The sequence below is a fragment of the Intrasporangium sp. genome (assembly GCF_030452765.1).
Classification (GTDB): Bacteria; Actinomycetota; Actinomycetes; order Actinomycetales; family Dermatophilaceae; genus Intrasporangium_A.
The window spans coordinates 1-13,066 of the sequence record NZ_JAKDLO010000133.1 but is presented as its reverse complement, the minus strand read 5'-3'; the positions used below and the strand labels follow the sequence as shown (position 1 = coordinate 13,066).

Below are 13,066 nucleotides of genomic sequence, written 5' to 3'. Positions count from 1 at the left end.
CCGGATCAGCTGGCCGGGCGCCCACCGAGGGCTGCCGGGTCTGAGACCGGTCCGGGCCTCTTGCCGTCCTCGGGCGGGTCTGTCGGTGTCTCTTCGCCCGGCCCCGGTCCGGGCTCGCCAGGCTCGGTCGCCGCGTCCGGGTCGCCCCGCAGCTGCGGCACGGGGGCCAGGACCCGGCGGAGCAGAACCGCCCACCGGCCACGCGGGCCCCGGGACTCGCCGCTGATCTCCGCGGGCCCGACCTCGGTGCCGGGCCGCCGGACCGCCTTCGTCGCGGCGACCGGCAGCGGCCCGACTCCCTCGCCGTGCCGGATGTGCGGGTGCGGGGAGGTGGCGGTCGTCGACGGCTCCTCGAGCAGCTCGAGGGCGGCGACGACCGAGGGCAGCAGCGCCGCCGCGAGCCGGGCGTAGCCGGCCGGCGACGGGTGGAAGCGGTCCTCGCTGAACATGATCTTGGGGTCGTGCATGAAGCTCGGGCCGAGCAGGTTGCCGACCGAGACGGCCCGCCCGCCCGCCTCGACGACCGCGACCGTCTGGGCGGCGGCGAGGTCCCGTGACCAGCGCCGCGCCAGCAGCTTGAGCGGCTGGGGGAGCGGCTCGATCGCGCCCAGGTCGGGGCAGGTCGCGACGACGACCTCCGCCCCCGTCAGCCGCAGCCGGCTGACGGCCATCTCGAGATGGCGTACCGTCGCCGAGCGGTCGTTGCGGTGGGTGACGTCGTTGGCCCCGATCGAGATGACCGCGACGTCCGGGTGCGGTACCTGCTCGAGGGCCCGCACGACCTGGTCGCCGAGCTGGCGCGACTCGGCCCCGACGACCGCGACGTCGGTCAGCCCGACCGGGCGGCCGGAGAGGGCGGCGACTCCGTTGGCGATGATCGCCCCGACGGTCTGCTCCCGGGTGGCCGCCCCCATGCCCGCGGCGGTCGAGTCGCCGAGCATGAGGAACCGGATGGGGTCCCCCGGCCCGTATCCGTAGGTGCCGTTGTCGTCCGGTGCCCCGTCGAAGGGCGAGCCGACGATGCGCTTGGCCAGCTCGGCCTCGATCCGCAGCACGCCGTAGCCGGCCAGCCCGAGGGCGCCGAGCGCCGCCGCAGCGCCGCCGCCGCCATAGACGGCCTGCTGCGCGATCCGCCGCGCGCGCCGTGCCCGACCCATCCGCGCTCCTCATGCCTCGAACCGGTCGTGGATCGACCGTGTTCTCACGGTAACCTCCGCGGCGCCGGAACACTTCCCACTCTCCTATACCCGCTCCCACCCTCGACCGGGCACCAGGTCGTCGGGAAGTGCTCTCGCGGGGAACTGGCCCTTCGGTGCGAGGGGCAGTGAGCGGCATACCGCAGCCGGGGAGCGAACCGGAGCGTCTGCGAGGATGACAGCGTGAAGTACGCAGAGCACATCGCAGACCTCGTCGGGAACACCCCGCTCGTCAAGCTCAACGCCGTCACCACGGACGCGGGGGTGAGGTGCACGGTGCTCGCGAAGGTCGAGTACTTCAACCCCGGCGGCTCGGTGAAGGACAGGATCGCGCAGCGGATGATCGACACCGCCGAGCGCGAGGGGCTGCTGAAGCCGGGCGGCACGATCGTCGAGCCGACGAGCGGCAACACCGGCGTCGGCCTCGCGCTCATCGCGCAACGGCGCGGTTACAAGTGTGTCTTCGTGTGCCCCGACAAGGTGAGCCAGGACAAGCGCGACGTCCTCACCGCGTATGGCGCGCAGGTCGTCGTGTGCCCGACGTCGGTCGCGCCGGACCACCCCGACTCGTACTACAGCGTCTCCGACCGGCTCGTGAAGGAGATCGACGGCGCCTGGAAGCCGAACCAGTACTACAACCCGGAGGGCCCGAACAGCCACTACCACTCGACCGGGCCGGAGATCTGGACCGACACCGACGGCAAGGTGACCCACTTCATCGCCGGCGCCGGCACGGGCGGGACGATCAGCGGGACCGGCCGCTACCTCAAGGAGGTCTCCGACGGCGCTGTCCGGATCATCGCGGCCGACCCCGAAGGCTCGGTCTACTCCGGTGGGTCCGGCCGGCCCTACCTCGTCGAGGGCGTCGGCGAGGACTTCTGGCCGGGCGCCTACGACCCGTCGGTCGTCGACGAGGTCATCGCGGTCACCGACGCCGACTCGTTCGAGATGACCCGGCGGCTGGCCCGGGAGGAGGGCCTGCTCGTCGGGGGGTCGTGCGGCATGGCCGTCGTCGCCGCGCTACAGGCCGCGGCCGGTCTGCCCGAGGACGCGGTCGTCGTCGTGCTGCTGCCCGACTCCGGGCGTGGCTACCTGTCGAAGATCTTCAACGACGAGTGGATGGCGTCGTACGGGTTCCTGCACGAGCACGGCGAGCAGACCATCGGCGACGTGCTGCGGTCCAAGTCTGGAGACATGCCCGCGCTGGTCCACACCCACCCGAACGAGACGATCCGCGACGCCGTGCAGATCCTGCGCGAGTACGGCGTGTCGCAGATGCCGGTCGTCAAGGCCGAGCCGCCGATCATGTCCGGTGAGGTCGCCGGTTCGGTGAGCGAACGGGCGCTGCTCGAGGCCCTCTTCACCGGGCACGCCCATCTGGCCGACTCCGTCGAGAAGCACATGGGACCTGGCCTGCCCCTCGTCGGCTCGGGCGAGCCGGTGACGGCCGCCCGCGAGGCGCTCGAGAAGTATGACGCCGTGCTCGTCGTCGAGGACGGCAAGCCGGTGGGGGTGCTGACCAGGGCGGACCTGCTGGGCTTCCTCGCCGACTGAGGGCGAGCGGCTACCGGGACTCGATGACCTTCATGCGGCCACGGGCGGTTGCGGCGGTCATCTCAGGCGTGCCCCTGCCTCCTCGAGCAGTGTGGTGATGTGGGTGCGCAGTGGCTCGTAGTGGGCCTCGACGGCGGCCCGCACCTGTGCGACATCCTTGGCCTCGATGGCGTCGACGATGGCCTCGTGGGCCTCGGCGGTCCGGATCCAGTCGGCCTCGGGCACGTCGATGGTGGGGGCCACGCGGGCCTGGACCCGCCAGAACGCCTCGGTGAGCTGGACGATCAGGTCGTTGCCGATGGTGCGCATGAGCGCCATGTGGAAGGCACGGTCCTCGTCGACGTAGGGCTTGCCCTCGAGGGCAAGGCGCCGCATCCGGATCGCGAGCTCGCGCAGCCTCATCAGCTCGAGCGCATCGAGGGTGTCGATCATCAGCGGGGCGAGTCCCTGCTCCATGAGCTGGCGCAGGTCGACGACGTCGCGCATCACGCGGTCGTCGGTGCCGCTGCTGAGCAGTCCGCGGAAGGCGAGGCTCTCGACGAGGGCGCTCATCGACAGGTTGCCCACGTAGGTGCCGTGGCCGTGGCGCACGTCGACGATGTCGAGGGCCGACAGGGCCCTGATCGCCTCGCGGACACTGGTGCGGCTGGCTCCGAGGGCCGCAGTGAGCTCCGACTCCGTGGGCAGCACGTCGCCCGGCCGGAGCCGCTGGTCGATGATGAACTGCTTGATGCTCTCCGCGACGTCATGGTTGCGCGACCTGGGGCTGTCCGACATCTTGGACATCTGCCTCCCCTTCCACGTGGTGGTGCCCATCCTCGGCCGACCGCTCTTGGCATGAATATAGTGGACATCCTTCCTTTTGGGGAGGACATATGATGTACTGCTTCACGCGGCACGCCGTGCCGCTGCCCAAAGGCAGCAGAGACCCAAGAGCCAATGGAGGCTGACAGTGGACAAGCCGCTACTCGACCCGGCCGGACTGACCGGGGTCAGCAGGCGCAACTTCCTGAAGTTCACCGGCACCTTGAGCGCGACCGCAGCGTTCGCCGGTGCCCTGGCCGCCTGCGGCGGCCCGTCCTCGACGACCTCGACCGGCTCGGGGAACGGTGGCGGCACGGTCCCGGACACGATCGAGGCCACTCTCGCGTTCGCGCTCTCCGGTGGCTTCGACCCGATGAACGCGTCGAGCGCGGTGGCGACCTGTGCCAACCAGCACATCTTCGAGGGTCTCGTCGACCTCGACCCGGCCAGCCGCGAGCCCTACCCGGCCCTGGCGACCGCGCTGCCGAAGAAGGTCGACGACCTGACCTGGACCGCCACCCTGCGCGACGGCGCGAAGTTCTCCGACGGGACCGACGTGACCGCGGACGACGTCGCCTGGTCGTTCACCCGGGCGCTCGACCCGGCGAACAAGGCGTTGATGGCCCAGTTCCTGCCGTTCCTCGACACGGTGACAGCCAAGGACCCCAAGACGGTCGAGCTCAAGCTCAAGACGCCGTTCCCCCTGTTGCCCGAGCGGGTCTCCGTCATCAAGATCGTGCCGAAGGCCAAGACGGGCGACGCCGCAGCGTCCAAGACCTTCGACGGTGCGCCCATCGGCTCCGGCCCGTGGAAGCTCGACAGCGCCGACGCCAACACCGGCTTGCGGCTGTCCGCCCACGATGCCTACAACGGCCCCAAGAAGGCCAAGGCCAAGAAGATGGTCTGGAACACCACGACCGAGGGCGCCACCCGGATCGCCGACCTGCAGAGCGGGCGCGTCCAGGCGATCGAAGCAGTCCCCTACATCAACGTCGACCAGGTCAAGGGCAAGTACCAGGTGGAGGCCCGCCCGGCCTTCAACCAGCTGTTCCTGATGTTCAACAACTCCGCCAAGCCGTTCGACGACGTGCGGGTCCGGCAGGCGCTGCACTACGCCATCGACCGGGACAAGGTGATCAAGAACGCCCTGGCCGGCTATGGCAGCCCGGCCAAGAGCTACCTCGACGAGGGCAACAAGGCCTACCAGGAGGCCTCGACGGTCTACACCTACCAGCCGGACAAGGCCAAGTCCCTGCTCGCCGACGCCGGTGTCAAGAACCTCTCGTTCGAGCTCGTCACGACCAACACGGCCTTCATCGTCGACTGCGCCCCGCTCATCGTCGACATGTGGAAGCAGGTCGGGGTCACGGCCAAGATCAACACCGCCCCGTCCGCCTCGGTCTACGCACCGGCCCCCGACGGTCTGGTCGCCAAGGACTCCTTCCAGGCGCTTGCGGCCTCGGGCGACCCCACCGTGTACGGGACGGACGCAGACCTGCTGCTCCGGTGGTACTACGCCGGCCAGACCTGGCCGGTCGACCGGGCCAGGTGGAACGCGCCGGAGCGCACCAAGGTCGCGCAGCTGCTCGATCAGGCCGCCGCCGAGAGCGACGAGGCCAAGCGCAAGGCGCTGTGGAAGCAGGTCATCGACATCGTCGCCGAGCAGGTCCCGCTCTACCCGGTCCTGCACACCCAGACCGTGACCGGCTGGGACGAGACGAAGATCGAAGGGTTCAAGCCGGTCTCGACGACCGGCCTGTACTTCCTCGACGCCTCCCGCAAGGCCTGACACCACCGCCTGCCGGGTCCGGCCGCCTCCTGCCGGACCCGGCACCAAAAGCCTCATCCAGCCGCTCGGAAGGTTCGTCATGCTGCCGATCCTCAAGATGGTGCTGCGGCGCATCATCATGCTCGTGCCGCTCATGCTCGGCATCACCCTGTTCGTCTTCGTCGTGATGCGGCTCTCGCCGATCAACTCCGCCGTCGCCGCGCTGGGTGACCAGGCCACAGCAGAGCAGATCGCCGCCTACGAACAGGCGCACGGGCTCGACCAGCCGGCGCCGATCCAGTTCGTGAACTTCCTGGGCGACCTCCTGCACGGCGACCTCGGCGAGACGGTCGGTGTCCCCCAGTCGGTGGGCGGGCTCATCTCGCAGGCCCTGCCGCTGACGCTGCAGCTGACCTTCCTCGGCGTGCTCCTCGCCCTCGTGATCGCCCTGAGTCTCGGCATCACGGCCGCCCTCTTCCGGGACCGCTGGCCCGACCAGCTCGTTCGCATCCTGTCGATGGCCGGCATCTCGATCCCGTCGTTCTGGCTCGCGCTGCTGATGATCCAGCAGCTGTCGATCAACCTGAACTGGTTGCCGAACGCCGGCTACGTCAACCCGGCCGACAGCGTCTCGGGCTGGCTGGAGACGATGGCGATGCCGGCGATCGCGCTGGCCGTCCCGGTCGGGGCCTCGCTGACCCGGATCGTGCGCACCTCCATGGTCGAGGAGCTCGACCGGGACTACGTCCGGACCGCCTACGGCGGGGGGCTGCCACCTACCGTGGTCGTGGGCCGCAACGTGCTGCGCAACGCCCTGATCAACCCGCTGACCGTCCTCGGGCTGCGGATCGGCTACCTGCTCGGCGGCACGATCATCATCGAGGCGATCTTCACCATGCCCGGCATGGGCACCCTGGTCATGCAGGCCGTCAAGAACAACGACGTCAACCTGGCCCAGGGCACGATCCTGGTCATCGCCTTCGCGTTCGTCATCGTCAACCTCGTCGTGGACATCCTCTACCTGTTCGCGAACCCCCGTCTGCGAGGTGCTCACTGATGCCCATCCGTCCCGGCCTCACCAAGAAGCTCTCGGACCCGACCGTCGAGCGCAGGGTCAGCCTCGAGGGCCTGCGCCGGCTGCCGTGGCTCTCGAAGCTCTCGCTCGCCTTCGTCGCACTGCTGGTCCTCGTCGCGATCTTCGCGCCGTGGCTCACGCCGCACGACCCCACCGCGACCGGTCTCGCCCCGGTCACCACCGGCCCGAACTCCGAGTTCTGGTTCGGTGTGGACCGCTCCGGCCGTGACATCTTCTCCCGCCTCGTCGCGGGCACGCCCCGGTCACTGCTGGTCGGGTTCGGCTCCGCCGGCCTGGCCCTCGTGCTCGGGACCACCCTCGGCGCGATCGCCGGCACGAGCCGCCGCGCCGTCGACGAGGCGATCATGCGGGTGCTCGACGTCATCATGGCCTTCCCCGCCATCGCGCTGTCTGCGATCCTCATCATCGCCTTCGGCAAGGAGAGCCTGGTCGTGCTCATCCTCGCGATCGGGTTCGTCTTCATGCCCTCGATCGCCCGCGTCGTGCGCGCCAACGTCCAGTCCCAGTACGGCGAGGACTACGTCGCGGCCGAGCACGTCATCGGTGCCGGGCGCCTGCACATCCTGCGCCGGCACGTGCTGCGCAACTGTGCCGCCCCGGTCCTCGTCTTCGCGACGGTCATGGTCGCCGACGCCATCGTCTTCGAGGCGTCGCTGTCCTTCATCGGCGGCGGCCTGCCGGGGCACGTCGCAGAGTCGTCGTGGGGCTCGGTCATCGCCTACGGCAAGGAAGTGCTCCTGGCCGGCTCGTGGTGGGCCACCTTCTTCCCCGGACTGCTCATCCTGATCACGGTCCTGTCCCTCAACATCCTCTCCGAGGGCATCTCCGACGCGTGGGCCGCACCGGCGACACGGCGCGCCGAGGCGAGGGCCTCCAGCGACGACGTGGACCGTCTCGAGGCCGCCGAGCCCGGCACGCAGGAGGTGCTGCCGCTGCCCGGGCTCGCCCGCGCGGGCGCACGGCTGATGGAAGGAGCCAGGCCGCGGCCGGACACCGAGCCCGTGCTCGCGGTCCGAGACCTTCGGATCGGCTTCGAGGGACGTCACGCCGGAGTCGACATCGTCGACGGCGTGACCTTCGAGGTGCGCGGCGGCGAGGTGCTCGGCATCGTCGGCGAGTCCGGCAGCGGCAAGTCCCTCACGGCCCTGGCCGTCATGGGGCTGCTCCCGCGAGGGGCCAGGGTCCGCGGCGAGATCGACTTCGACGGCCGCGACCTGCTCACCCTGCGCGACTCCCAACGCCGCGCCCTGCTCGGACGCGACATCGCGATGGTCTACCAGGACGCCCTGTCGGCCCTGAACCCGGCACTTCGGGTCCGCGCGCAGCTGGCGCAGCTGATCAAACGCGGGGGGACCCGCAGCCCGGAGGAGCTGATGAAGCTGGTCGGGCTCGACCCCCAGCGCACCCTGGGGGCCTACCCGCACGAGCTGTCCGGCGGCCAGCGCCAGCGCGTCGTCATCGCCATGGCCCTGTCCCGCGACCCCCAGCTGCTCATCGCCGACGAGCCGACGACCGCACTCGACGTGACCGTCCAGGCCCAGGTCATGCAGCTGCTGCTCGACCTGCAGGAGCGGCTCGGCTTCGCGCTCGTCCTGGTCAGCCACGACCTGGCCCTCGTCAGCGACATCTGCGACCGCGTCGTCGTCATGTACGGCGGGCAGATCGTCGAGAGCGGCCGGATCCCGGAGGTCATCGGGGCCCCGGCTCACCACTACGCCCGAGGCCTGCTCGGCTCGGTCCTGTCCCTCGAGACCGGGGCCGAGCGGCTCAGCCAGATCAAGGGTGTCGTGCCCTCGCCGGCCGACTTCCCGGCGGGCTGCCGCTTCTCCGACCGGTGCCCCATGGCGACCGAGATCTGCCGGGTCCAGCGACCCGAGCTCGTCGGCACCCCCGCACACCGCGTCGCGTGCTTCCACCCAGCGCACGACGTCACCCGACTCTTGGAGAGCGCAGCCCAGGAGGCACAGCCATGACCGAGCCCATCCTCACCCTCGAGGACGTCCACGTCGTCCACCGGCTCCGGTCCAAGCGCGCCACCGGCAGCGGCAACGTCTACGCGCTCACCGGCGCCGACCTGAGCATCCAGCCCGGCGAGACCGTCGGCGTCGTGGGGGAGTCCGGCTGTGGCAAGTCGACGATGGCCAAGGTCATGGTCGGTCTGCAGAAGCCGACCCAGGGCACCGTCCGCGTCGTCGGCGAGGACATCTGGTCCCTCGGCGAGCGCGATCGTCGACGGAAGGTCGGCACGAAGGTCGGGATGATCTTCCAGGACCCGTCCGCCTCCCTCAACCGGCGCATGTCGGTCCGCGAGATCATCCGCGACCCGCTCGACGTCCACCGGGCCGGTACCGCCCGGGACCGGGCAGCCCGCGTCGACGAGCTGATGGAGCTCGTGGGCCTGCCGCGCTCGGCGGCCGGCGTCCTGCCCGGCCAGCTCTCCGGCGGACAGCGCCAGCGGGTCTCGATCGCCCGGGCGCTCGCATTCGAGCCGGCCCTCGTCATCGCCGACGAGCCGACGAGCGCGCTCGACGTGTCCGTCCGGGCGCAGATCCTCAACCTCCTGCTCGAGCTGCGCGAACGGCTCGGGGTCGCGATGGTCTTCGTCTCACACGACATCCAGACCGTCAAGCGGGTCAGTGACCGGGTCGTGACGATGTACCTCGGCCGCATCGTCGAGGTGAGCCTGGCCCAGGAGCTACCGGTCAGCGCGGAGCACCCCTACACGCGTGCGCTCTTCTCGGCGACGCCGGGCCTGCTCGACCCGATCGACCCGATCCCGCTCGTCGGGCCGGTGCCGTCGGCCGCCAACCCGCCCTCGGGCTGCCCCTTCCGAACCCGGTGCTGGAAGGCGACCGACATCTGCGCCGAGCAGATGCCAGAGCCGAGCATCGCCGCCGACGGGCACCTCGTCCGCTGCCACCACCCGGTGCCGGCCGGCACCTCACAGGCGCAGCTCGCGGCTACTGCCCGCACGGTCATCGAGGCCCGGCACGGCGACCTGCTCGCCGACGCCGACAGCAGCGGTGACGGCGGCGGTCAGCTGGCGGCTGTCGGCGCCGCGATCGCACTCGACGAGGAGGTCGAGATCGGGCCGGACGCCCCGGCCGGCGCCTCGACCGGCTCGCTCAACGAGCCCCCAGCAGATCACCACTCCCAGGAGACCCCATGACGACGACGACGGCCTTCCGTGGCCTCGTGCCACCGGTCATCACCCCGCTCACCGACGACCGTGAGGTCGACACCGCCTCGCTCGAACGGCTCGTCGAGCACCTCGTCGCCGGCGGCGTCGACGGCCTGTTCGCGCTCGGCTCGAGCGGCGAGACGGTGCTGCTCACGGACCAGCAGCGCGACACCGCGCTGGAGGTCATCGTCAAGACCGCCGGCGACGCAGTCCCGGTCATGGCCGGGGCGATCGAGACGGCCACCTCCCGCACCATCGAACGGGCGCGGGTCGCCGAGCGGCTCGGCGCGCAGGCGGTCGTCGCGACCGCGCCGTTCTACGTCATCGTCGGACCCACCGAGGTCGAGCGGCACTTCCGGGCCGTGCACGCTGCGGTCGGCGTCCCGTTGTTCGCCTACGACATCCCGGTGTGCGTTCACTCGAAGCTCGCGAACGACCTGGTCCTCCGGCTCGCCGGGGACGGGATCGTCGCCGGGATCAAGGACTCGAGCGGCGACGACATCGGCTTCCGGCAGCTCTTGGTCTCGCTCCGCGAGGCGGGGCTCGAGCACTTCGGGGCGTTCACCGGGCACGAGGTGATGGTCGACTCGATCCTGTTCGCCGGGGCGACCGGCGCGGTCCCCGGTCTGGCCAACGTCGACCCGGCCGGCTACGCCCGCCTCCATGCGGCCGTGGCCAGGGGAGACGTGGCCGCAGCCCGGGCCGAGCAGGAGCGGCTCATCCGGCTCTTCCAGATCGTGGATGCCGCTGACCCGGCCACGTCGGCGGGCATGACCCGCGGCGCCGGCTCCTTCAAGACGGCGCTGCGCGAGCTCGGCGTGATCGCGAGCAACGCGATCTCGCTGCCCCTGCGGCCACTCGACGAGTCGGAGTCGGCCCGGGTGCGCCAGATCCTCGAGCAGGCCGGACTGCTCTGACCCCATGACCAAGAGCGTTGTCGCCGCCCTCGACATCGGCGGCACCAAGTCAGCCGCGGCCCTGGTCGAGCGTGACGGCCGGCTCGGCCCGACCGCGAGTGCCGCGACGCCCGGTGCCCGAGGGCCACAGGCTGTGCTCGACACCGCTGCCGGGCTCGTCGGCACGCTCGCGGAGGCCGCTACGCGGGCCGGGCAGCGGATCGTCGGTCTCGGCGTCGGCTGCGCCGGGGTCATCGACGCCGACGCAGGCACGGTGCTCTCGGCGACGGACGTCCTGCGGGACTGGGCCGGCACCCGGGTGGCGGCCCAGCTCGGCGAGCTGAGCGGCATACCCTTCGTCCGGGTCGACAACGACGTGCACGCCCACGCACTCGGCGAAGGCTGGGTGGGGGCTGCCGCCGACGCGCACAGCGCCTTCTTCGTCGGGGTGGGCACCGGCATCGGGGCGTCCCTCGTCATCGACGGGAGGGTGTGGCACGGCGCGCGCAGCGTGGCCGGCCACTTCGGGCACGTGCCCGTGCCGCACGCGAGCGGGCTCCCGTGCGTGTGTGGGGGATCCGGGCACGTCGAGGCCATCGCCGCCGGGCCGGCCATGGTCGAGGCCTACAACCGCCGCGCCGCCGGCCACGCGACGAGCCTGGTCGAGGTGCGCGACCTCGCCGCCGCCGGTGATGTGCTCGCCCGGCTCGCGCTCGAGACCGGTGCCCGCGCCCTCGGCTGCGCCATCGGGGGGGCCGCCAACCTCGTCGACCCCAGCGTCGTCGTCCTCGGTGGGGGAGTCGTCGGGGCCGGCCCGTCATGGTGGGAGCCGATGGAGGCCGCGCTGCGAGGCGAGCTCCTCCCGCCCCTGAAGGATCTGCCGGTCGTCCCGGCGCAGCTCGGCCCTTCAGCCGCCCTCGTCGGGGCGGCCAGGCTCGTGTGGAAGGAACTGTCGTGACCAGCCCCGTCGACGCCATCCGAGGCGGCCTCGTCGTCTCGTGCCAGGCCTATCCGGGCGAGCCGATGCGTGACCCGGACACCATGTGCCGGGTCGCCCAGGCCGCCGTGCTCGGGGGCGCCGTCGCCATCCGTGCCCAGGGCATCGAGGACCTCGAGGCGATGCGACCGGTCCTCGACGTGCCGCTCATCGGGCTGTGGAAGGACGGGAAGTCCGGCGTGTTCATCACCCCGACGGTCGAGCACGCCCGTGCCGTCGCCGCCACCGGGGTGCAGATCGTCGCGATCGACGCGACACTGCGCCCCCGACCCGACGGGTCGTCCGTCGCGGACTCGGTCGAAGCGGTCCACGACGCCGGAGCGCTGGTCATGGCCGACTGCTCCACCCTGGCCGACGGGGTCGCGGCCGCGCAGGCGGGAGCAGACCTCGTCGGTACGACACTGGCCGGGTACACCGAGGACACCCCCAAGACCGACGGCCCGGACCTGGCGCTGCTCGCCGCGCTCGTGCACGAGCTCGGCCTGCCGGTCGTCTGCGAGGGGCGCGTCCACACTCTCGCGCAGGCCGGTGCCGCGATGGACGCCGGCGCCCATGCCGTCGTCGTCGGCACCGCCATCACGCACCCGACCACCATCACGTCGTGGTTCGTGGACGCAGTCCATGACCGCGCCTCCGCCGGTCCCGAGAGCCGGGACCACTGACGTATGCCGCTGCACCCCGAGGTCCTCGCCGTCCGCCTGCGCCGGACCGTGTGCTGGAAGGACCGTGTGCTGGAACACGCCGAGGAGCAGCGAACATCGACGGTTGCAACCGGGGAACTTGCCGGTGGTCGGTATGTTGCCGACCGAGGATCCCTGGCGTGGCTGGGCTCCGCGCTCAGGCGTCGCTCAGGTGCCGGCGTCGGTTGCTGCCTTCGCCCGCGCCTTCATCGCCTTCTTGTACTCGCGCACCTTGCCCTTCGACGCCTCGTCGATGATGTCCGCGATCGAGCGGTAGCCGTCCAGTCCATAGTCGCCCGTCGCCTCCTGCCACCCGTCGGGCCGCACGCCCAGCCGCTTGGCCAGCAGCGCCGCGAAGATCCTCGCCTTCTGCGCCCCGAACCCCGGCAGGGTCCCGAGCCGCCGCACGAGCTCGGCACCGGACTCGGCGCCGGCCCACACGTTCGCCGCGTCACCGTCCCAGTCGGCGACGACCGCCTGGCACAGCTGCTGCGCGCGCGCCGCCATCGACCCCGGGAAGCGGTGCAGCGCCGGCGGAGTCTTGAAGAGCTCGACCAGCTCGTCGGGTGGCATCGACGTGATCGCCGCCGCGTCGAGGCGCTCGACCCCCAACCGCTCGGCCAGGACGCTCGGCGAGGTGAACGCCTTCTCCATGGGCACCTGCTGGTCGAGCATCATGCCGATCATGAGAGCGAGCGGGTCACGCTCGAGCAGGGCGTTGCCGGCATCGGTCGTCGCGAGGTGCAGGCTCATGCCCAACGCCGCGCCTCTTCCCGACGCTCCGGGCCTCCCTCGCTGGCGCTCGGTCGTGTCCTCGCGTCGGTCGGCGCTCATCGCAACTCTCCCATCATGTCGCTGTTGCTCGCGCCGGGTGGCACGAGGGGCCACAGGTTC

At 71.2% G+C, this 13,066-nt stretch carries 11 protein-coding genes; 8 read left to right on the top strand and 3 right to left on the bottom strand.

Annotated features, from left to right (window positions below; all coding sequences use genetic code 11):
- Window positions 1–5 precede the first annotated feature (5 nt).
- On the bottom strand, window positions 6–1,157 hold the full coding sequence (locus tag L0H79_RS15615; protein ID WP_301485555.1) for an SGNH/GDSL hydrolase family protein: 1,152 nt from the start codon (window positions 1,155–1,157) through the stop codon (window positions 6–8).
- A gap of 222 nt (window positions 1,158–1,379) precedes the next feature.
- Between L0H79_RS15615 and L0H79_RS15610 the strand changes: the two genes are divergently transcribed.
- Window positions 1,380–2,750, top strand: coding sequence for a cystathionine beta-synthase (locus L0H79_RS15610; protein WP_301485554.1), 1,371 nt, complete (start codon window positions 1,380–1,382; stop codon window positions 2,748–2,750).
- A gap of 57 nt (window positions 2,751–2,807) precedes the next feature.
- Here L0H79_RS15610 and L0H79_RS15605 read toward each other — a convergent pair whose 3' ends face one another.
- Complete coding sequence (locus tag L0H79_RS15605; protein ID WP_301485553.1) at window positions 2,808–3,536, bottom strand: FadR/GntR family transcriptional regulator; 729 nt, start codon at window positions 3,534–3,536, stop codon at window positions 2,808–2,810.
- 166 nt (window positions 3,537–3,702) lie between these two features.
- Here L0H79_RS15605 and L0H79_RS15600 point away from each other — a divergent pair, with 166 nt between their 5' ends.
- From L0H79_RS15600 to L0H79_RS15570, 7 genes are all read left to right on the top strand, one after another.
- Entirely contained in the window at window positions 3,703–5,343 is a 1,641-nt protein-coding gene (locus L0H79_RS15600; protein ID WP_301485552.1) for an ABC transporter substrate-binding protein, read from the top strand.
- Between the two features lie 79 nt (window positions 5,344–5,422).
- Window positions 5,423–6,379 (top strand): ABC transporter permease, encoded by a 957-nt coding sequence (locus tag L0H79_RS15595; protein ID WP_301485551.1) that lies wholly within the window; start codon window positions 5,423–5,425, stop codon window positions 6,377–6,379.
- Entirely contained in the window at window positions 6,379–8,391 is a 2,013-nt protein-coding gene (locus tag L0H79_RS15590; RefSeq protein ID WP_301485550.1) for a dipeptide/oligopeptide/nickel ABC transporter permease/ATP-binding protein, read from the top strand. The genes L0H79_RS15595 and L0H79_RS15590 overlap by 1 nt, the downstream gene beginning before the upstream one ends.
- A complete protein-coding gene (locus L0H79_RS15585) occupies window positions 8,388–9,587 on the top strand; it encodes an ABC transporter ATP-binding protein (protein WP_301485549.1) in 1,200 nt (399 codons plus the stop codon). The genes L0H79_RS15590 and L0H79_RS15585 overlap by 4 nt, the downstream gene beginning before the upstream one ends.
- Window positions 9,584–10,516, top strand: a complete 933-nt coding sequence (locus L0H79_RS15580; protein WP_301485548.1) for a dihydrodipicolinate synthase family protein — start codon at window positions 9,584–9,586, stop codon at window positions 10,514–10,516. The genes L0H79_RS15585 and L0H79_RS15580 overlap by 4 nt, the downstream gene beginning before the upstream one ends.
- A 4-nt stretch (window positions 10,517–10,520) precedes the next feature.
- Window positions 10,521–11,453, top strand: coding sequence for an ROK family protein (locus L0H79_RS15575; protein ID WP_301485547.1), 933 nt, complete (start codon window positions 10,521–10,523; stop codon window positions 11,451–11,453).
- A complete protein-coding gene (locus L0H79_RS15570; protein WP_301485546.1) occupies window positions 11,450–12,154 on the top strand; it encodes an N-acetylmannosamine-6-phosphate 2-epimerase in 705 nt (234 codons plus the stop codon). Before L0H79_RS15575 ends, L0H79_RS15570 begins: the two co-directional genes overlap by 4 nt.
- Window positions 12,155–12,340: 186 nt before the next feature.
- Here L0H79_RS15570 and L0H79_RS15565 read toward each other — a convergent pair whose 3' ends face one another.
- Window positions 12,341–12,925, bottom strand: a complete 585-nt coding sequence (locus L0H79_RS15565; protein ID WP_301485556.1) for an HhH-GPD-type base excision DNA repair protein — start codon at window positions 12,923–12,925, stop codon at window positions 12,341–12,343.
- Window positions 12,926–13,066: the final 141 nt, after the last annotated feature.